This window comes from Dellaglioa sp. CoH-55-MRSF-9 (genome assembly GCF_056782155.1).
Map to the genome: position 1 here is coordinate 124,193 of NZ_JBXAYG010000004.1, position 20,367 is coordinate 144,559.

The 20,367-nt window shown below is 32.4% G+C and carries 19 protein-coding genes; 17 read left to right on the plus strand and 2 right to left on the minus strand.

The genetic code is table 11. From position 1 onward, the window contains the following. Positions 1–74 precede the first annotated feature (74 nt). Both AC1RPV_RS05770 and holA read left to right on the plus strand, forming a co-directional pair. Positions 75–2,093 (plus strand): DNA internalization-related competence protein ComEC/Rec2, encoded by a 2,019-nt coding sequence (locus tag AC1RPV_RS05770; protein WP_481761708.1) that lies wholly within the window; start codon positions 75–77, stop codon positions 2,091–2,093. 5 nt (positions 2,094–2,098) lie between these two features. Beyond that, complete coding sequence (gene holA, locus AC1RPV_RS05775) at positions 2,099–3,124, plus strand: DNA polymerase III subunit delta (RefSeq protein ID WP_481761709.1); 1,026 nt, start codon at positions 2,099–2,101, stop codon at positions 3,122–3,124. A gap of 51 nt (positions 3,125–3,175) precedes the next feature. Here holA and rpsT read toward each other — a convergent pair whose 3' ends face one another. Then, the gene (gene rpsT, locus AC1RPV_RS05780; RefSeq protein ID WP_409022404.1) at positions 3,176–3,430 is read right to left on the minus strand and encodes a 30S ribosomal protein S20; all 255 of its coding nucleotides are present in this window, start codon (positions 3,428–3,430) and stop codon (positions 3,176–3,178) included. Between the two features lie 281 nt (positions 3,431–3,711). Between rpsT and rpsO the strand changes: the two genes are divergently transcribed. From rpsO to AC1RPV_RS05840, 12 genes are all read left to right on the plus strand, one after another. Beyond that, positions 3,712–3,981, plus strand: coding sequence for a 30S ribosomal protein S15 (gene rpsO / locus AC1RPV_RS05785; RefSeq protein WP_409022405.1), 270 nt, complete (start codon positions 3,712–3,714; stop codon positions 3,979–3,981). Positions 3,982–4,128: 147 nt separating this feature from the next. Beyond that, positions 4,129–5,178 carry an aspartate-semialdehyde dehydrogenase gene (locus AC1RPV_RS05790; RefSeq protein ID WP_481761710.1) on the plus strand — a complete coding sequence of 350 codons (1,050 nt, stop codon included), beginning with the start codon at positions 4,129–4,131 and terminating at the stop codon, positions 5,176–5,178. A gap of 23 nt (positions 5,179–5,201) precedes the next feature. Next, positions 5,202–6,071, plus strand: coding sequence for a 4-hydroxy-tetrahydrodipicolinate synthase (dapA, locus tag AC1RPV_RS05795; protein WP_481761711.1), 870 nt, complete (start codon positions 5,202–5,204; stop codon positions 6,069–6,071). 20 nt (positions 6,072–6,091) lie between these two features. Continuing rightward, on the plus strand, positions 6,092–7,819 hold the full coding sequence (locus AC1RPV_RS05800) for a ribonuclease J (RefSeq protein WP_409022408.1): 1,728 nt from the start codon (positions 6,092–6,094) through the stop codon (positions 7,817–7,819). Positions 7,820–7,877: 58 nt separating this feature from the next. Next, positions 7,878–8,798: a hypothetical protein gene (locus tag AC1RPV_RS05805; RefSeq protein ID WP_481761712.1), complete on the plus strand. Its 921-nt coding sequence runs from the start codon at positions 7,878–7,880 to the stop codon at positions 8,796–8,798. Between the two features lie 315 nt (positions 8,799–9,113). Beyond that, positions 9,114–10,301, plus strand: coding sequence for an elongation factor Tu (tuf, locus tag AC1RPV_RS05810; RefSeq protein WP_409022410.1), 1,188 nt, complete (start codon positions 9,114–9,116; stop codon positions 10,299–10,301). A 149-nt stretch (positions 10,302–10,450) separates the two neighbouring features. After that, positions 10,451–11,749: a trigger factor gene (gene tig / locus AC1RPV_RS05815; RefSeq protein ID WP_409022411.1), complete on the plus strand. Its 1,299-nt coding sequence runs from the start codon at positions 10,451–10,453 to the stop codon at positions 11,747–11,749. A gap of 177 nt (positions 11,750–11,926) precedes the next feature. Then, positions 11,927–13,186, plus strand: a complete 1,260-nt coding sequence (gene clpX / locus AC1RPV_RS05820) for an ATP-dependent Clp protease ATP-binding subunit ClpX (RefSeq protein ID WP_409022412.1) — start codon at positions 11,927–11,929, stop codon at positions 13,184–13,186. Positions 13,187–13,324: 138 nt separating this feature from the next. Next, the gene (locus tag AC1RPV_RS05825; RefSeq protein ID WP_409022413.1) at positions 13,325–14,392 is read left to right on the plus strand and encodes a WxLIP family cell surface protein; all 1,068 of its coding nucleotides are present in this window, start codon (positions 13,325–13,327) and stop codon (positions 14,390–14,392) included. A gap of 40 nt (positions 14,393–14,432) precedes the next feature. Then, entirely contained in the window at positions 14,433–14,879 is a 447-nt protein-coding gene (locus AC1RPV_RS05830; RefSeq protein ID WP_481763207.1) for a hypothetical protein, read from the plus strand. Positions 14,880–14,998: 119 nt separating this feature from the next. Beyond that, complete coding sequence (gene yihA / locus AC1RPV_RS05835) at positions 14,999–15,604, plus strand: ribosome biogenesis GTP-binding protein YihA/YsxC (RefSeq protein WP_481761714.1); 606 nt, start codon at positions 14,999–15,001, stop codon at positions 15,602–15,604. After that, complete coding sequence (locus AC1RPV_RS05840) at positions 15,594–15,887, plus strand: nucleoside triphosphate pyrophosphohydrolase family protein (protein WP_409022416.1); 294 nt, start codon at positions 15,594–15,596, stop codon at positions 15,885–15,887. Before yihA ends, AC1RPV_RS05840 begins: the two co-directional genes overlap by 11 nt. Positions 15,888–15,924: 37 nt before the next feature. Here the strand turns inward: AC1RPV_RS05840 and AC1RPV_RS05845 are convergent, their stop codons facing one another. After that, positions 15,925–16,077 carry an SPJ_0845 family protein gene (locus AC1RPV_RS05845; protein ID WP_409022417.1) on the minus strand — a complete coding sequence of 51 codons (153 nt, stop codon included), beginning with the start codon at positions 16,075–16,077 and terminating at the stop codon, positions 15,925–15,927. A gap of 202 nt (positions 16,078–16,279) precedes the next feature. Between AC1RPV_RS05845 and AC1RPV_RS05850 the strand changes: the two genes are divergently transcribed. From AC1RPV_RS05850 to uvrC, 3 genes are all read left to right on the plus strand, one after another. Beyond that, the gene (locus AC1RPV_RS05850; protein WP_481761715.1) at positions 16,280–17,740 is read left to right on the plus strand and encodes an ABC transporter substrate-binding protein/permease; all 1,461 of its coding nucleotides are present in this window, start codon (positions 16,280–16,282) and stop codon (positions 17,738–17,740) included. Next, a complete protein-coding gene (locus tag AC1RPV_RS05855; RefSeq protein WP_409022419.1) occupies positions 17,733–18,467 on the plus strand; it encodes an amino acid ABC transporter ATP-binding protein in 735 nt (244 codons plus the stop codon). The genes AC1RPV_RS05850 and AC1RPV_RS05855 overlap by 8 nt, the downstream gene beginning before the upstream one ends. Before the next feature lie 109 nt (positions 18,468–18,576). Next, a complete protein-coding gene (uvrC, locus tag AC1RPV_RS05860) occupies positions 18,577–20,346 on the plus strand; it encodes an excinuclease ABC subunit UvrC (protein ID WP_481761716.1) in 1,770 nt (589 codons plus the stop codon). Positions 20,347–20,367 lie beyond the last annotated feature (21 nt).

Here is a 20,367-nt window from a genome sequence, read left to right on the forward strand (position 1 = left end):
GTATTTATTTTTACAGTAATGCGAAGGAAAGCCAGAAGCAAGTTGTAGTTGAAAAAGAGGTACAAAATGTTAATGTGAAAATTTACCCTGATGATTATTCAATCAATGGTGATTTGGTTAGTTTTGATGGACAAATAATTTCTAATTCACAAAAAATTCGAGGATTTTATAACTGTAAGTCACAAAATGAACTCAATAAGATTAAACATAATAAACACACTAAAATTATAAACGTTGATGCTAAGCTACAAAAAATTAAATCAGCGACAAATGAAAACGAGTTTGATTATCAAAGTTTTATGCGAACTAAATCAATTTACAATAGTATGACTATTATAAAAGTTAATAATAGTGAAAAAAATGTCATGAATTTATCGCTTGAATCCGTGATAAGTAAGTTACATGAATTACGAGCAGAATTAAAAAGTTATTTTAATTCTTTATCCAATCCGTTAGATAAATTTTTGAATGCTTTGGTAATTGGTGATAAGACTCAGGAATTCAATCAGGATTTAGCCTCTATAAGACAATTAGGATTAATTCATTTATTCTGTTTATCGGGTTTACATGTATATTATTTTGTGATGTTAATAAGAACGTTAGGAAATAGACTATTAATCCCACGTGAGACAGTAGCCAAAGGATTACTTTTTTTACTTCCATGCTATTTAGTTATTGCAGGGGAATCTAGTAGTTTACGACGTGCAATTTTTATGTGTATGGTTCAACTTATTTGTGAACTAATTGATAAACCTGTCCAAGGGATTACGGTTTGGTGTTTCGCTTTGTTAATAGGATTGGTGATTGAACCACAAGTACTGTTCACATTTGGCGGTCAGTTGAGCTATCTAATGTCATTACTACTAATCTTTATGGAGAATAAAGGTACTTTTGAATCAGGTATTTGGCTAAACTTATTTAGTTTGCCATTTATTTTTTTCAACGTTTATCAGTGGAATGTTCTATCAATTGTACTTAGTATTTTTATTATTCCTATTTTTGAATTCTTAATCCTACCAATTGTAATTTTTGGAGGAATGGTTGGGATTCATTTTAAGGTTGTTATGGATGGGATAAATACTGTATTAAAAACGTTTATTTATTTTTTTGATGAACTAGCACGTTTACCATTAACGATAACGTTTGGTAAACCCAGTTTAAATATGTGCATGCTATTTTTCATGTGCACCTTAACATGTTTTTTACATCCTTCGTGTATTAAAAGATGGGCAATATTAGTTAGTTTCTATGTTATGGTATTTCTATGGATCCATTTTCCAATTCGGCAAGAAGTCGTTTTTTTTGACATTGGTCAAGGGGATTCAACATTGATAAGAAAGCCGTTTAATAGGCAAATTACATTAGTAGATACAGGCGGTAAAGTTCATTTTAAGATGGATAGCTGGCGAACTAGAAAGGAGTATCAAACTTCTGGTGAAAAAATTATTACTAATTATTTATTAAGCAAAGGAATCAGTCATATAGACTATTTATATTTGACGCATCAAGATGCAGATCATATAGGTAATTTTCCGTCTATATTAACCAAAATAGACGTCGATAGAATGATTGTTCCATCTGGAATGGAACAACTGCCACAATTCATTAAAAAAATAGAATCTACTCGACCGCCTAAAATGGTGATACCTATGACAGATAATAGTAAAAAACAGGATGCTGAATTGATGATTCTACATCCTTTTAATCAAGGTATAGGAAAAAACGAAGATTCTCTTGTTTTATTTGGAACAATCGGGAAATATAGCTATCTTATTACTGGCGATTTGGACCGAGCTGGTGAAAAAAAGGTTATTCAAAAATATCCCAATTTACAAATATCAATTCTTAAAACAGGTCATCATGGCAGTAAAACTGCGACTGATCCAATATTTATTGATCAAATAAAACCGAAGTTAGCGGTGATTTCTGCTGGTAAGAATAATAGATATGGCCACCCACATCAAGAAACATTAGATACTTTGAAAAAATATCGAATACCGTTTGTTAGTACAGCAGAGCATGGTATGATAAGAATCAGCAAGTTTCAAAATTATAAAGAAAAATTAGAAGTTTTTAACAATGAAAAGAGCTGATAAATATGAATTCACAGGCAATAATTTCAACGTTATCTCTTGAAAATGTGAAGCCAGTAAATCTTGTCTTAGGTAATGAGACTTATTTAATGGAAGATGTAAAAAAAGCATTTACTGAGTTGATACCTGAAGAAGAGAGAACGATGAATTTAGGTAAATATGATATGGAGGAGGTTCCGTTGGCTAAAGCATTAGATGATGCGATGTCTGTTCCTTTTTTTGGTGATAAGCGCTTAATTTTTATTCAAAATCCTTTTTTTCTAACGTCAGACACTAAAAAAAGAAAAATTGAACACGATATTGATGGTCTTTTATCTTATTTAGCTCATCCGGAACCAACAAGTATTGTAGTTATATTTGCGCCTTATAAAGAATTAGATGGTCGTAAAAAGATTAGTAAGATGCTTAAAAAATTTAGTCTAGTTATTGATAATCAACCGTTAAATGAGCGTGCAACGCGACAGTTTATAGCCCAAGAGATGGCTAACAAATCATTTGAAATAGATGAAAACGCTTTGGAATTATTTCTAGAAAGAACCAATACAGAATTATCAACAATCATGAATGAATTGCCAAAGTTATTTTTGTATAATTTTGAAACCCACCGAATTACATTATCATCTGTTGAAAATTTAGTTTCTAAAACTTTAGAACAAAATATATTTGATTTAGTAGATGTTGTTATTTCAAATAATATTGAAAAATCAGTAACGTTGTATCATGATTTAATTTTACAAAATGAAGAGCCAATTAAGATAAATGCAATATTATTGGGACAATTTAGATTATTATTACAAGTGAAAATTTTGCAAGATAAAGGTTACTCACAAGGAGATTTAGCTAGTGTTTTAAAAGTGCATCCTTATCGAATTAAGTTGGCACTTCAAAAGATAAAGAAATTTAATAGAAGTGATTTGAGGAAAATTTATTTAGCGTTAATTGATTTAGAAAAAGCAATGAAGACGACACAACAAGATCAAGAAGGATTATTCTCATTATTTATGCTTCAAATTAATCGTATAGATGTATAAAATAAAAAATACCCAGTAGATTATTAATCTACTGGGTATTTTTCTGAAAACTTATTTAGCGTAACGAGCAGCCATACGAGACTTATCACGAGCAGCTTTGTTTTCTTTGATCAAACCTTTAGAATGTGCTTTGTCGATTGCAGTAATAGCAGCTTTGTATAAAGCATCTACATTATCGGCACCAGCAGTCTTAGCTTGTTCAAACTTCTTTACAGCAGTACGCATTGTGCTTAATTGAGCAGCATTTTTAACGTTTGCTTTTTCATTCGTTTTTACACGTTTAATTGCAGATTGAATAATTGGCATTTAAGTCACCTCCACTTATCATGATCACCTTATTGGTTCTCAACAAATATTTCAACAACCATTATTATACCTAACCAAATTAGTTAATGCAATGAAAACTTGTAAAGGATTTTTACTTGATAGTAATAATTAGATAAGAGAAGTTATAAAAAACTTGCAATATACTCTAAATTTTAGTAAGGTTAGATTTGTTCCAAGTAACCTTTAACTTAGTTTGTTGACGTCTCACCGACGACTTACTCGGTTTTAGGCATTTAGATTCAGAAAGGTGGGAAACACTAATGGCAATTACAAATGAAAAGAAAACAGAAATTATGAACGAATATGCTCGTCAAGAAGGCGATACAGGTTCTGCTGAAGTACAAATCGCTGTACTTACTGCAGATATCGTTGAATTGAATGCACATATCGGCGTTCATAAAAAAGATTTCGCTTCACAACGTGGTTTGATGAAGAAAATCGGACATCGTCGTAACCTTTTAGCATATTTACGTAACAAAGATATTCAACGTTACCGTGAATTGATCCAACGCTTAGGTCTTCGTCGTTAAAACTAAAAGCAAAACTCTTAATAAGAGTTTTGCTTTTTTTATTTTTAAAATTTAAGATATGTCTACTATAAGTGAGTTAAATGTAAAACGTTCATAAATTTTATGGTATAATTGAGATTCAAATAAAGAAAAAGAAGGTTTTTTTCAATGGACGGATATAGAGTTGCGGTTGTCGGTGCTACAGGCGCTGTTGGAACACGAATGATTCAAATGCTAGAAGAAACAAGTTTACCCATCAATAGTATTAAATATTTGGCATCTAAACGTTCTGCAGGACAAGTATTAAAATTTAAAGGTCAGGATGTTATCGTAGAAGAAACAACATCTGATTCTTTTGAGAATGTTGATTTGGCTCTATTTTCTGCTGGCGGTAGTGTATCTAAAAAGTTTGCACCTGAAGCAATTAAACGTGGTGCAGTTGTTGTAGACAACACTAGTGCGTTTAGAATGGATCCTGATGTCCCACTAGTAGTTCCTGAAGTTAATGAACAGGCACTTTATGAACACAAAGGACTAATTGCTAACCCAAATTGTTCAACTATCCAAATGGTAGTTGCACTAGAACCAATTCGTAAAAATTACGGTTTAAAGAAGGTTGTTGTTACAACAATGCAAGCTGTTAGTGGTGCTGGAAACTTAGCTATTCAAGAATTAAAAGATGAAACACAAGCTTATCTTGATGGCGAAGAGATGGAAGCAAAGATTTTACCAGCTTCTGGTGATAAAAAGCATTATCCAATTGCATTTAATCCACTACCACAAATTGATGTTTTTGAAGACACAGGTTATACACATGAAGAATGGAAAATGATTCATGAAACGAAGAAAATAATGTCTAATCAAGATATTCAAGTTACTGCAACATGTGTACGTGTACCAGTTGTTGTTAGCCATTCGGAATCTGTTTGGTTTGAAGTTGAAAGTCATGATGCTTCTGTTAAACAAATTCAAAATATTCTTGCAGATGCACCCGGTGTGGTTTTACAAGATAATCCGGAACAACAGATATATCCACAAGCAATTAATGCCACTGGTAAGAAAGATACATTTGTTGGTCGTGTTAGAGCTGATTTAGAACAGGATAATGCCTTCCAATTATGGGTCGTTTCGGATAATTTGTTAAAAGGTGCTGCATGGAATTCAGTTCAAATTGCTGAAAAATTGCATGAATTAGATTTATTAAGAGTTCCAAAGTAAAAAGAAAGGAGTGAATTAAGCGAATGTTTGAAAATGTAGATATAATGACAGCTATGGTCACACCATTTAATGATCAGAATCAAGTGGATGAAGATCGCTTAATTAAATTAATTGAACATTTAATTTTAACAGGTTCAAAAGGTATCCTGGTTAATGGTACTACGGGCGAATCGCCTACGTTGAATCATTCTGAAAAATTAAATTTGATTAAAAAAACAGTGGCAATAGTTAATGGTAGAGTTCCAATTATGGCTGGTACAGGATCAAATAATACTATGGAGACAATTGATTTTACCAATGAGGTAGCCGCTATTACTGGTGTGGACGCAGCTTTAGTTGTTGTGCCATACTATAATAAGCCTAATCAAAAAGGTATGATTGCTCATTTTGAAGCAGTTGCAAATGCTTCGAAATTGCCTATTTTCATTTATAATATTCCGGGTCGTACAGGCGTAACTATGACTGTTGAAACAATTGTTAAGTTATCTAATAATAATCATATTATTGGTATTAAAGATTGTACAGGTAGTGAAAATTTAAGTCGTATTGTTGAACAAACGCCAGATGATTTCTTGGTGTATACTGGTGAAGATACGGATAGTTTGACTGCAAAAATCTTAGGAGCAAGTGGTGTTATTTCTGTTGCAAGCCATATATTTGGTATTGAAATGACTAAAATGTATCAAGCTGTACAAGATGGAAATATTAAGCTTGCAGGAGATATTCAAAGAGAGTTGACGCCAAAAATGGCTGCACTTTTTTCTCTTCCATCTCCTGGACCAGCTAAAGCAGCTTTAAATTACAAGGGTATCTTAGTAGGTGGGTGTCGTTTACCAATAGAGGCATTAACTGACAATGAAATAAATCAACTAGTGAAAATACTAAAAATATAAAATATGTAAGAGGTGAAGTAATGAGTAAAGTTAAAATAATTCCACTTGGTGGCGTTCGAGAAAATGGTAAAAATATGTATGTCGTTGAAGTGGATGATGATCTATTTATTTTTGATTCTGGATTAATGTATCCAGAAAATGGCTTATTAGGGATTGATATTGTAATTCCTGATTTTAGTTATTTGAGAGAAAATAAAGAACGAATTGTAGGTGTTTTCTTAACACATGGGCATGCAGATGCAATTGGTGCATTACCATACTTTGTGAGTGAATTTGATGTGCCTGTTTTTGGATCAGAATTAACAATTGCATTAGCAAAAATTAATATTGAAAATGATCCTAAGGCAAGTAAATTTTCTGATTTTCACGTTGTTAATGATCAGACTGAGATTGATTTTGGTAAAACGACAATTTCATTCTTTAAAACGACCCATTCAATTCCTGAATCATTAGGAATCGTTTTAGGTACTGATGAAGGGCAGATTGTTTATACAGGTGATTTTAAGTTCGATCAAGCTGCGGCACCAGTTTACCAAACAGATTTTGGACGTTTAGCTGAGATTGGTAAGAATGGTGTTTTAGCGTTATTAAGTGATTCAGCTAATGCTGAGAACCCATTCCCAACAGTCAATGAAAGTGCAATTGACGAATACATTAATGAAACATTTGAATATCAAAAAGGTCGTATTATTGTTGCCTGTGTGGCATCAAATATATTACGAGTACAACAGATACTAAATGCTGCAAAGGAAAGTCATCGAAAGGTTATATTAACAGGACACGATGTTGAAAAAATCGTTAAAACAGCTATGGATTTGAAGAAATTAGTTCTTCCTGATGAAAATTTAATTGTTCCAATGAGTGATATTAGCAAATATGACGATGATCAACTAATTATATTGGAAACAGGTAAAATGGGTGAACCTTTAAAATCATTACAGCGAATGGCTTTAAATCAACATTCAACTGTTAATATTCATGAAGGAGATCTTGTTTTCATTACGACAACAACGTCAAAAGCTATGGAAACTAATGTGGCAAAGACAAGAGATCTCATTTACCGAGCAGGAGCTGATGTGAAAGCAATTTCTGATGAATTAAATTCTTCAGGTCATGCTGGTCAAAATGATTTACAACTAATGATCAATTTAATGAAACCAAAATACCTGGTTCCAATTCAAGGTGAATATCGATTACTTGCGGCACATGCTGATTTAGCACATACATTAGGAATGCCATATGATCATATCTTTATTACTGGTAAGGGTGATGTTTTAAGTTATTCTGAAGGAAAAATGAATTTAGGATCGCAAGTTGAAGCAGGAAATACCATGATTGATGGTATTGGTGTTGGTGATATTGGAAATATTGTACTGAGAGATCGTAAAATACTTTCTGAAGATGGTATTTTTATTGCAGTCGTCACAATTGATCGTAAAAAGAAAAAAATCATAAACAAGCCTAAAATTACATCAAGAGGATTTGTTTATACAAAAACGAGCCTTGATTTAATTGAAAAGAGTGCTGAAATTGTGTCAGAAACAGTACAAGATAATTTGAACAATAAAGAATTTGATTGGGGACATTTAAAACAAGATGTTCGTGAAAAAATGAGTCATTTCCTATATGAACAAACAAAACGACGTCCAGTTATTTTACCTGTTATTATGGAAATTAATCAGTATCATAGAAAATCAACAAAGTCTAAAGAAGTTAAACCGGCGGAAACAAAAAATAACGAAAAATAATCAAAAAGGGATAACACAAATGTTGTTATCCCTTTTTTTAGAATAAATAGAGGATATTATGGCAGAAATTATTCCGTTTCCCGACCAAGAGAAACAAAATTATCAGTTAGCAAAAAAGGCTGTAAGTGACAAAAATTATCAACTAGCATCACAATTATTCACAAAAAATTATGATGGTCATCGTAGTTTTAAAAATAATAAATTATTGGTTAATTCTCTAGTTTTGGATGCTCAATTTCAAGAAGCGTTAATTATCGCTGACGAATTTTATAGCGATTACTTAAAACGTGGGGATCAATTTGCAGTTTATTTAAATATACTGTTAAAAAACAATAAATTTATTCGAGCTTGGCAATTGGTTAAAGAGCAACCTTTTGCCACATCACTAGTTTTGGATGCTGAAAATGAATGCCGTGAAAAATTCGATAAACAACTTAGACAAAATGAACGTCAATTTGCACACTTAGGTTCAGTGGACTTTTTTGGACAGCAACAAATTGTTCAAAGTGGACTGGTACTACCTAAAAATGAATTCTTAGATGCTTGTCAAAAAATATTTATGGATAAAGACGTACATCCAATTATAAAATCAAGTCTATTGCAAGAGGTACAAAAGATACCTAATAATATTGAAATAATAAACTATTTATGGGTTGATGGAACTCAGAAAAAAATTGACGTAAAAAAATTAGTTGCAAATGAAAATGAACCTGTATTACTGACAATTAATCAATTAACAAAAAATGATGAGGGAACTATTGATGTACAAATGAATAATTCTTTAAATCATATGTTAAATTTAAAATTGGGGATGATTTATCCTTTTGCAAGTGATTTTTTGGGTATTGAGAAAGAATGGATTGAATTAGTAAAAAGTGAGTTAGGTATGGAATCCACTTTTAAAAGGACTGAAAATTTAACGTATATGGTTGAATTAAATGCATTACTTTCGAAAGAATTAACTGAAATTATGAATTAATGATTAGGTAAAGCTAGCCGTTTACAGTAATCTATGATATTCTAATAAAGAATCCAAAATTTCACTTAGATTTAGTTGTATGAGCGTAGATTTAACCAGGTTATTTTAAGACGAGATAAAAAGTTTCAGTATTCTTTAAATAGGTATTTACAAAACTCTAAACAGTCTATATAATATTTTAAGGATTCTTCTTTATTTGATGATAATGTATTTTGTTATTAAATAAAGAAGTAGTATAATAAAAACAAAGAATCATCAGGGTTAGATTTTCTAAAACTGTTTTATTCTTACAAAAACACTAGGAGGCTCTTATTCATGGCAAAAGAACATTACGAACGAACAAAACCCCATGTTAATATTGGTACTATTGGACATGTCGATCATGGGAAGACAACTTTAACAGCTGCAATTAGTAAAGTATTATCAGACAACGGTTTCGGTGAAGCAGCAGATTTCGCTTCAATCGATGCTGCACCTGAAGAACGTGAACGTGGTATTACTATCAATACTGCCCATGTTGAATACGAAACAGCTGCACGTCATTACGCACATATCGATGCTCCAGGACATGCTGATTACGTTAAAAACATGATCACTGGTGCTGCACAAATGGATGGTGCTATCTTAGTTGTAGCCGCAACTGATGGCCCTATGCCTCAAACACGTGAACATATCTTACTTGCTCGCCAAGTTGGTGTTGATTACCTTATCGTGTTCTTAAACAAAACTGATTTGGTTGATGATGAAGAATTATTAGACCTTGTAGAAATGGAAGTTCGTGAATTATTAAGCGAATATGATTTCCCAGGCGATGATATTCCTGTTATCCGTGGTTCAGCTCTTAAAGCCCTTGAAGGCGATCCAGAAGCTGTAAAACAAGTTGAATTATTAATGGATACTGTTGATTCATACATCCCAACACCAGTTCGTCCTACAGACCAACCATTCTTAATGCCAGTTGAAGATGTATTTACAATTACTGGTCGTGGAACTGTTGCTTCAGGTCGTATCGATCGTGGTACAGTTAAAGTCGGAGACGATATTGAAATTGTTGGTTTACATGAAGATGTTCTTAAAACAACAGTTACAGGTATCGAAATGTTCCGTAAAACACTTGACGAAGGTGAAGCCGGCGATAACGTTGGTGCTTTACTCCGTGGTGTTGATCGCGAACAAATCGAACGTGGACAAGTTCTTGCACAACCTGGTTCAATCAAAACTCACAAATTATTCAAAGGCGAAGTTTATATCCTTTCTAAGGAAGAAGGTGGACGTCATACTCCATTCTTCTCAAACTACCGTCCTCAATTCTTCTTCCATACAACTGATGTTACTGGTGTTATTGAATTACCAGAAGGTGTAGAAATGGTTATGCCTGGTGATAACGTTACATTTACAGTATCATTAATCGCCCCAGTTGCTATTGAAAAAGGTCTTAAATTTACTGTTCGTGAAGGTGGCCGTACTGTTGGTGCCGGAGTCGTTTCAGAAATTGATGATTAATTTTTAATTAATTAAAAAAAGAAATTCGGAAAGCTTTTGCTTTTCGAATTTTTTTTTATAACCATTTACAATCTAGTAATGATACGGTAAAATAGACAAGTATATAAATAGTACGAATATAAAATTTTTGTTCTACCGGAGGGAAAACAATGTCAGCAAAATTTGAAAAAACAGGTAAAAACAATGGAGAAATAACATTCGAAATTGAAACTGATAAAATTAAAGAAGGATTGGAAAAAGCTTTCTTAAAAGTTAAGAAAGATTTAACTGTTCCTGGATTCCGTAAAGGAAAAGTTTCACGTCAAGTATTTAACAGAATGTATGGTGAAGAATCATTATACGAAGATGCTTTAAACATTCTATTGCCAGAAGCATACGAAAAGGCACTTGAAGAAGTTAAAGTATCACCCGTTGATCAACCTGATATTAACATTGATAGTTTAGAAAAAGATTCTACATGGGTCCTTAAAGCTAAAGTTACACTTCAACCAGAAGTTGAATTAGGTGACTATAAAGGATTAACTGTTCCTAAACAATCACGTCGAGTAACTAAAAAAGACGTAGAAGATAGTTTAGAAGCAAAACGTCAACAACAAGCTGAACTTGTACTTAAAGAAGACGAAGCAGCTATTTCTGGCGACACTGTTATCATTGATTTTGAAGGTAAAGTTGATGGCGTTGCATTTGATGGTGGAAAATCAGAAAATTATACTCTTGAATTAGGTTCAAATTCATTTATTCCTGGATTTGAAGACCAATTGGTAGGACATAAAGCTGGAGAGGATGTTGACGTAAAAGTTACATTCCCTGAAGATTACCAAGCTGAAGACTTACGTGGTAAAGAAGCAGTATTTGCTGTTAAAGTTCATGAAGTCAAAGGCAAAGAACTTCCAGAAATGGATGATGAATTTGCTAAAGATGTTGATGAAGAAGTTAATACGCTTGAAGAATTACAAGCAAAAACAAAAGATCAAATTAAAGAAACAAAAGAAGCTGCAGCTAAGGAAGCAATTCAAGATGCAGCAATTGAATTAGCAGTTGATAATGCTAAAGTTGATGAAATTCCTAATTCAATGATTGAAGAAGATGTTCATCGCCAAATGGATCAATACCTTGCAAATATGCAACAACAAGGAATTGACACAAAGATGTACTTCCAATTAACAGGAACAAGTGAAGACGATTTACACAAACAATTTGAAGAAGGCGCAGAACGTCGTGTTAAAACAAATCTTGTGTTAGAAGCTATCGTTGCCGCTGAAAAAATTGAACCTTCTGAAGAAGAAGTTTCATCTGAAATATCAAACTTAGCAGAACAATATGGTATGGAAGAAGAAGCAGTTCGTTCTGCTCTTTCAGACGATATGGTAAAACATGATATTGCTATCAAGAAAGTTGTTGACGAGTTAGCTGACTCAGCAGTTGAAGAAGCAAAAATGAAAAAATAAATAATTAATCGGATATTTTGATTAATCATTTTGAATGAATGAGATTGAAGCGAGTTTATTAGCTTCAATCTTTTTTGTTAAATACATTTGAACGTAAATATTCGCGAAATATTGCTTTATTTGGTACTATAGGTATGCATAAAGTAAAAGATGAGAAGAAAAATACGAGGTGGTAAAATGTTCGAAAATACTGAAGAAGGCGGACCCGTAAATTGTTCTTTTTGCGGTAAGTCACAAGATCAAGTAATGAAAATCGTTGCTGGACCTGGTGTTTATATTTGTAATGAATGTGTTGATTTATGTAAGGAAATTATCGACGAGGAATTCAGGGAACAAATGGATTCTGAACCATTACTTGTATTAAAACCACAAGCAATTATGAATAAATTGAATGATTATGTAATTGGGCAAGATCAATCTAAAAAAACGTTGTCAGTTGCGGTTTATAATCATTATAAACGAGTTAATCATATGCTTGAAGTTGACGAAGATAATGACGAAACAGAATTACAAAAAAGTAATATTTGTTTAGTTGGTCCTACGGGATCAGGTAAGACATATTTAGCACAAAGTTTAGCTAAAATTTTAAACGTACCATTTGCTATTGCAGATGCCACTACTTTAACTGAGGCTGGATATGTTGGTGAAGATGTTGAAAATATCCTTTTAAAATTATTGCAAAGTGCAGATTATGATGTTGCAAAAGCTGAAAAAGGAATTATCTACATTGATGAAATCGATAAAATTGCTAAGAAGAGTGAGAATGTTTCAATCACACGTGATGTATCAGGTGAGGGTGTTCAACAGGCACTTTTAAAGATTCTTGAAGGTACTATTGCAAGTGTTCCGCCTCAAGGTGGACGTAAACACCCACAACAAGAATTAATTCAAATAGATACTAAGAATATTTTATTTATTGTTGGTGGGGCATTTGCTGGAATTGAAACAATGGTCAAAAATCGATTAGGCGATAAAACGATTGGTTTCGGTGCTGAATCCAATTCTGAAACTATTGATGAACAAAATAGTGTTATGCAACAAATTATTCCAGAAGATTTATTAAAATTTGGATTAATTCCTGAATTTGTTGGTCGTTTACCAATTATGACAGCTTTAGAAGAATTAAAAGAAGAAGATTTAGTTCGAATTTTAACGGAACCTAAAAATGCATTGGTTAAACAATATACAAAACTTGTTGAATTAGATGGTGTGACGCTTGAATTCGAACCTGAGGCATTGTCACGAGTTGCCGAACTTGCTATTAAGCGAGATACTGGGGCACGAGGTTTGCGATCTATTATTGAAGAAACAATGCGTGATGTTATGTTTGATATTCCAAGCCAAGAAGACATCGAGCGCGTAATTATCACTAAAGCAACAGTTGATCAAACTGATGGTCCTGTAATAATTAAAGGGAGCAAGAAAGCAGCATCTTAAAGTCTTGTTAGAGTATAGTCATTTAAAGACTGTCAAATATAGTGAGTACACTCTAAAAAAAAGACATAGTAATGAATATAAATGTAGTATAATGAATTTAAGGTTAATAATTTTAATAAATAATAAAGGGTGGACGTCATGAATAAAACAATAAAAAAAGCGATTTTGTTCGGATTTTCTGGGGTATTGTTGGGTGGACTTGGGTTATTCAATAAGTCTGTTGAAGCTAAGGCTCCTGCAAATAATATTGGGTACAGTGTTCAAAGTATTCAATCTGATAAACAAGTTAAAGCTAGTTTGAAACAATCATACTTTGATTTGAAATTGGATGCTAAGGAAAAAGAAACGATTTCAGTTAAAATCTTTAATTCATCAGACAAAGCATTAAAAATTCGTAATGCTGTTTATACAGCATCTACAAATGATAATGGTCAGCTTGAATATGCAAAAGAATTAGCAAAAAAGAATATTGATAAATCAATGAAATATCCTTTAGCTTCACTTACTAAGTTAGATTCAGGTAGTGTCGTAACAGTTCCTGCTAAAGGAAGTAAAATCGTTAAGGCTACAATTACTATGCCAAAAGATAGTTTCAACGGTGTTTTGTTAGGTAGCTGGTATTTTGAAAAAGTTGATAATTCAACTAAAGAAACAAGTAATAAAAAAGGGATTTCAATTTCAAATGCATATTCATATGCAATTGGAATTAAAATTTTAGAGAAGAAGACGGTTGAACCAAATATGAATTTATTATCAGTTAAAGCTGGTATGAGAAACTATCGTAAAGGTGTATTCCCTGTATTCCAAAACGATAAAGCCGTAATTATTCCTAAATTAACAATTAAATCTGAAATTATGAAAAAGGGTTCAACAGATGTTTTAGAAAATACAACATTAAAGAACCTATCAATGGCTCCTAATTCAAATTTCAAATTCCCAATGCTTTATGACAAGGGTCAATTAGAAGCTGGAGACTACACATTAAAGGCTGTAGCAACAAGTGGTAAAAACACTTGGAAATTCAATAAAAACTTCACAATTACAAATGATGATGCAAGTAAGTACAACAAAGATGCTATTGGAGATCCACAAAAAGCAACAAATCCGCTATGGTATGTTGCTTTAGGTCTTGGTCTCGCAATCCTAGTGATACTAATCTTTTTCCTTATTAAAAGATATGTTGATAAGAAAAAAGCTGATAAGTAAGTATTTAATATTATTATTTATTTTATTTTTCAGTATGCTCGTGACACTTAAAAGTGTGTCTGCAGACATAACGTATGGGTACAGTACGTTACCTAATACGGTTAACAAATATGTTAAGAAAAATAATTCAGAATTTGCAATTTATTCTGATAGTAATAATAGAGAATCACCTTATTTGCAAATAATCGCAACTGATGGATTGACACCATCATGGCAATTGAAAGGTAGGCTACAATATAAGTCAAACGATATTGTACATGTTGACTTATTTCGGCCAAAGTTACAGTCTGGATTAAAGAATATGCCAAGAACTTATGGTGATCTAATTTCTGGAGATTCAACTAATATAACAGCAAATGCTAAAGATAGTAGTGGGGAATATTTATTTTATTGGCCCAATACTTTAATTCAGATTTTGACAACGCATGTGGTAACATATTCGGAAGTACAAATAATTTGGATTATCCAAACGGCAGCAACAAAATAAAAGCTTTACAACATCGAATTATTTAATTCATGTTGTAAAGCTTTTTGATTCAGATTAAGTTACATTAACACATTTTTATATGGTAAAATGGTTTGAGTATTGAAAGGAAGGTGTTTAATATGGATGTTCATAATGTTGAACTTGTTATGAGTGCCGTTGCACCAGCACAGTATCCAACAGATGGTATTCCTGAGATTGCACTGTCAGGACGTTCTAATGTTGGAAAATCATCATTAATAAATACGTTAATAAATCGTAAAAGTTATGCGAGAACTTCTAGTCAGCCTGGAAAAACGCAAACATTGAACTTTTATAACGTGGAACAAAAATTATTTTTCGTAGATGTTCCAGGATATGGATATGCAAAAGTGTCAAAAACAGAACGTGCAAAGTGGGGACAAATGATTGAAACCTATTTAGCAGAACGTACTTCTTTAAGAGGGGTCATTTCATTAGTTGATGCTCGACATGAGCCAACAAAATTAGATGTTCAAATGGTTGATTTTCTTCACTATTACGATATTCCTGTATTGGTTGTTGCGACAAAGAGCGACAAAATTTCTCGTGGTAAGTGGAATCAACATGAGAGTATCATAAGACGTTCATTGTCTTTGACACCTGAAGATGATTTTGTTTTATTTTCGGCTCAAGACAAATCTGGAAAAGAAGAGATTTGGCAATGGATTGAAAGTCATACAGAACTAGGAGAAAAAAATGGAATTTAATGAATATCAAGAAGCAGCAAATCGCACATTATATGGAACTGAACAAGTTTTAACAAATTGTGCATTAGGTGTTGCGGCTGAAGGTGGACAATTAGTTGATTTAATTAAAGATTATACTTTTAAAGGTCGAGAATTAGATAAAGTGAAATTAACTAAAGAAATGGGAGATGTACTTTGGTATTTATCCCAAATTGCTGAATGGGCCGATATTGAATTTGATGATGTTGCAAGAGATAATATTTTAAAATTAAATAAACGTTACCCAGATGGATTTAAAAAATAAAAAAATTCAGATAAGTTTATAACTTATCTGAATTTTTTTATTTTTTAGGTTTCGATTCTTTAACATCAGAACTAGGCTTCTCTTCCGTTTCTGAAGACTTAAGTTCAACTTTAGCAGGATCTTTAGGGTCAAGTGCAAATTTATCAAATAAACTTTCCAAGTTATCTTGGCGTTGGATTTTTAAGCTCATAATTGTAGCCTCCTTATGTAAATATAGAATAACAGTTTATTAAAATGAATACAAGACAACTGATTAATGCATAAAAAGCGCTTTAAATAACTTTTATATGTATAAAGTCATTTATTATATGTATTTAATTGCATAAAAAATCTTTGTAGCATATAATCGATTTATTCACTAATAAGAGAAATTAAAAAAGAGGAGTAAATTGATGCAAATAAATAAAAAATGGTTTATAGGTATATTAATCGCATTTTTCATGATGTTAGTTGGTAGTAATCAAGTAAGTGCTGCAACTGGTAACTCTTTACAGAATGTTAAGGATAAGGGAACGTTAGTACTTGGAACAAGTCCAGATTATCCACCCTATGAATTTCAAACAACAGTTAATGGCGATGATAAAATCGTTGGATTTGATATTTCAATTGCACAAAAAATTGCTAAAGACATTGGAGTTAAGTTAGTAATTAAGAAAATGGATTTTGACTCATTACTTGTTGGCTTAGAAACTAATAAAATTGATATGGTTATTTCAGGTATGAATCCGTCGGATGATCGTAAAAAAAGTATTGATTTTTCAGATGTTTATTACAATGGAAAACAAATGATGTTGGTTAATAAGACTGATGAAGATAAATATAAGACTTTAAATGATTTTTCTGGGCTATCAGTTGGGGCTCAAACTGGATCGCTTCAATATACAATGAGTAAAGAACAAATAAAAAATGTGAATATTAAAGGGTTGGCTAAAGTAACCGATTTAATTTTAGCGCTTAAAAGTGGTAAGGTAGCGGGTGTTGCCATGGAAGAACCAACTGCTAAAGCATACGCACAAAATGATAGTTCATTAGCAGTTGTTAATCCTGGATTTATCTCAGCGCCTGATGCAAGGGGAGCTGCAGCCGGATTTGCAAAGAATTCCGATACTTTGGTGGCAGCTGTAAATAAGTCTATTAAAGAAATTAAAAAGAAAAATTTAATAAATACGACATATTTACCTGAGGCTAGTAATTATTTAACAAAAAATACATCGGATAACACAATGATTCACTATTGGAAATATTTTGCCAAAGGAATTGGTTATACTTTATTAATAACGGCGGTTTCAGTTATTGTTGGTGTTATATTAGGAACGTTGCTAGCACTCATGCGTTTGGGCAAAAATAAAGTGATTAAAGTAATTGCAGTATCCTACATTGAATTTGTTCGTGGAACGCCTCTAATGATTCAAGTGATGTTTGTGTACTTCGGTATTGGAATGTTAGTAAATATTCCAGCGCTAATTGCAGGTATTATTGCTGTATCGCTTAATTCAGGCGCATATATAGCTGAAGTAATACGATCGGGAATCTCTTCTGTTGATGATGGACAAATGGAAGCAGCAAGAAGTTTGGGGCTTTCACAGAAAGAGACGTATCAGTCTGTTATTATTCCACAAGCACTAAAAAATATTTGGCCAGCTCTGGGAAATGAATTTATAACATTAATAAAAGAAAGTTCAATTGTTTCTATTATTGGTGTGACTGATTTAATTTATCAGATGAAAATGGTTCAATCAGCTACTTATAAAGGTATTGCGCCTATCTTTGTTGCAATGTTAATTTACTTTGTTTTAACATTTAGCTTATCTAAATTATTAAATTACTTTGAAGGGAAGATGAAGCATGTCTAAAATTATTGAAGTTAATAAATTAAGAAAATCCTTTGGAAAAAATGATGTTTTAAAAGATATTTCTGAATCAGTTGATAAAGGACAGGTTATCTGTGTGATTGGACCATCAGGATCTGGTAAAAGTACCTTTTTACGTTGTCTGAATCTACTTGAAGTTCCTACATCAGGGGATATTTTATTCGAAGGTGAAAATTTAACAAGTTTAAATGAAAAAGACTTAAATCAATTGAGAGAAAAAATGGGGATGGTTTTTCAAGGTTTTAATTTGTTTCCAAATATGAATGTAATTGAGAATATAAAATTGGCTCCCATGAAAGTTAAAAATATATCAGATAAAGAGTCAGCTGATATAGCTACCAATTTATTAGAAAAAGTTGGATTAGCAGATAAGGCACTACAATATCCAGATAGTTTATCTGGTGGTCAAAAGCAACGAGTTGCGATTGCCAGAGCATTAGCCATGGATCCAGAAGTACTCTTATTCGATGAGCCAACTTCAGCATTAGATCCTGAAATGGTCGGAGAAGTACTTAAAGTTATGAAAACGTTGGCTAGTGACGGAATGACGATGGTAGTTGTGACACATGAAATGGGTTTTGCTAGAGAAGTAGCAGATCAAATTTGGTTCATGGATCAAGGATATATTCAAGAAAAAGGACGTCCAGAAGATGTTTTTGATCATCCGACGTCAGAACGTGCGCAAGATTTTTTATCAAAGATATTGTAAAAAAATAGATTTCAGATAGACTCCCGTCTATTTGGAATCTATTTTCTTTATTCAAACGCTTGTTCGGGGTATAATTAAAGCATATATTAACGTAAAGAAGGTGCCTCGATTGGCTTCAGAGCATATCGAAAATAAATTAGCATTATTACCAGCATTACCAGGATGCTATATCATGAAAAATTTAAATAGTCAGATTATTTATGTTGGGAAAGCAAAAAATTTAAAAAATCGGGTGCGTTCTTACTTCAAAAGTGCGCATGATGGAAAAACAGCTAAATTGGTTTCTCAAATTGTTGATTTTGAAACAATTATTACATCCACTGATAAAGAAGCATTTCTGTTGGAAATTACTTTAATTCAAAAACATCAGCCGTATTATAATATAAAATTAAAGAAAGGTACTGGATATCCATATATTAAAATTACAAATGAAAAAGACCCAATGATGCAAATCGTTAGTCAGGTTAATAAGGACGGTGGATTTTATTTTGGTCCTTATCCAAATGTTTATGCAGCTCAGGAAACATTGCAGTTTTTACAAAAAGTTTATCCTTTAAGAAGATGCAATGGATTTCAGAAGCGACCATGTTTGTATTATCATATGGGGCAATGTTTAGGCTCTTGTTTTAAAGAAGTTCCGCATGAAAAATATGAGGCTCAAATAAAAAAAATCAAATCATTTTTAAATGGTAATGTGATTGTAGCAAAACAAAAACTAAAAAAAGAAATGAGTAAGGCAGCGGATGAAATGTTATTTGAACGTGCCGCTGAATTACGTGATCAAATTCATTTTATTGAAGTTACTGTTGAAAAACAAAAAATCATTTCAAATGATAATACACCTAGAGATTTGTTTAATTTCTATCTGGATAAAGGTTGGTTGTCAATTCAAGTTTTCTTTATTAGGCAAGCACGATTAATGAAGCGAGAAAAAAGACTTTTTCCAATTGTAACAACGGCTGAAGAAGAAATGGCAACTTTTATCCTTCAGTTTTATAATCGAAAAAATAATGTGTTACCAAAAGAAATATTAGTTCCAGCAGGAATTGATACAGATATCTTATCTGATATCTTACAAGTACCAATTCGGACACCACAACGTGGGCAAAAAAGTGAACTTTTAAAATTAGCTAAAAAAAATGCTCGCTTAGTTCTTGAAGAAAAATTCAGATTACTAGAATTAGATGGGCGCAAAACAACTGGTGCCATGAAAGAAATTACAGACGCTATGGGGATTCCAGAAGGTCATCGAATAGAATCTTTTGATCACTCACATATACAAGGGACTGATCTGGTATCAGCCATGGTTAGTTTTATTGATGGTAAACCTGAGAAGAGCGAATATCGCAAATATAAGTTGAATACAGTTGATCATGCGGATGAAGCAGCAAGTACACGTGAAGTTGTTCGCCGACGTTATACACGTCTTTTGAAGGAAGGTAAGCCTATGCCAGATTTAATTTTAATGGATGGTGCTGAAATACAAATAGAAGCTGCAAAAGACGTTTTAAGTAATGAATTAGATTTAATGATTCCAGTAGCGGGGATGGTTAAAAATAACAAGCATAAAACATCTGATTTAATGTTTGGTGATGCTGATCAAAGACTATCATTGGATCCAAAGAGTGAAGGGTTTTACCTTTTACAAAGGATTCAAGATGAAGTCCATCGATTTGCCATTACCTTTCATCGTCAAGTTCATTCAAAGAACTCACTTAGTTCTCGTTTAGATTCTATCCAGGGTGTTGGGCCAAAAACCAAAACGAAATTGTTAAAAGAATTTGGGTCGATGAAACATATTAAAGACGCTTCAATGGAAGAGTTACAAGGATTAGGTATTTCAAAGACAGTCGCACAAACAATAAAATTATCATTATAAATTTACAAAAGGAGTCCTTAA

What these genes read in the sequence shown, in the direction of transcription:
- tig (WP_409022411.1), top strand. Translation starts at nt 10,451, where the DNA reads ATGTCAGCAAAATTTGAAAAAACAGGTAAAAACAATGGAGAAATAACA.
- rpsT (WP_409022404.1), bottom strand. Translation starts at nt 3,430, where the DNA reads ATGCCAATTATTCAATCTGCAATTAAACGTGTAAAAACGAATGAAAAA.
- AC1RPV_RS05800 (WP_409022408.1), top strand. Translation starts at nt 6,092, where the DNA reads ATGAGTAAAGTTAAAATAATTCCACTTGGTGGCGTTCGAGAAAATGGT.
- AC1RPV_RS05855 (WP_409022419.1), top strand. Translation starts at nt 17,733, where the DNA reads ATGTCTAAAATTATTGAAGTTAATAAATTAAGAAAATCCTTTGGAAAA.
- AC1RPV_RS05805 (WP_481761712.1), top strand. Translation starts at nt 7,878, where the DNA reads ATGGCAGAAATTATTCCGTTTCCCGACCAAGAGAAACAAAATTATCAG.
- holA (WP_481761709.1), top strand. Translation starts at nt 2,099, where the DNA reads ATGAATTCACAGGCAATAATTTCAACGTTATCTCTTGAAAATGTGAAG.
- tuf (WP_409022410.1), top strand. Translation starts at nt 9,114, where the DNA reads ATGGCAAAAGAACATTACGAACGAACAAAACCCCATGTTAATATTGGT.
- dapA (WP_481761711.1), top strand. Translation starts at nt 5,202, where the DNA reads ATGTTTGAAAATGTAGATATAATGACAGCTATGGTCACACCATTTAAT.
- clpX (WP_409022412.1), top strand. Translation starts at nt 11,927, where the DNA reads ATGTTCGAAAATACTGAAGAAGGCGGACCCGTAAATTGTTCTTTTTGC.
- rpsO (WP_409022405.1), top strand. Translation starts at nt 3,712, where the DNA reads ATGGCAATTACAAATGAAAAGAAAACAGAAATTATGAACGAATATGCT.
- AC1RPV_RS05825 (WP_409022413.1), top strand. Translation starts at nt 13,325, where the DNA reads ATGAATAAAACAATAAAAAAAGCGATTTTGTTCGGATTTTCTGGGGTA.
- AC1RPV_RS05840 (WP_409022416.1), top strand. Translation starts at nt 15,594, where the DNA reads ATGGAATTTAATGAATATCAAGAAGCAGCAAATCGCACATTATATGGA.
- AC1RPV_RS05790 (WP_481761710.1), top strand. Translation starts at nt 4,129, where the DNA reads ATGGACGGATATAGAGTTGCGGTTGTCGGTGCTACAGGCGCTGTTGGA.
- yihA (WP_481761714.1), top strand. Translation starts at nt 14,999, where the DNA reads ATGGATGTTCATAATGTTGAACTTGTTATGAGTGCCGTTGCACCAGCA.
- AC1RPV_RS05845 (WP_409022417.1), bottom strand. Translation starts at nt 16,077, where the DNA reads ATGAGCTTAAAAATCCAACGCCAAGATAACTTGGAAAGTTTATTTGAT.
- AC1RPV_RS05850 (WP_481761715.1), top strand. Translation starts at nt 16,280, where the DNA reads ATGCAAATAAATAAAAAATGGTTTATAGGTATATTAATCGCATTTTTC.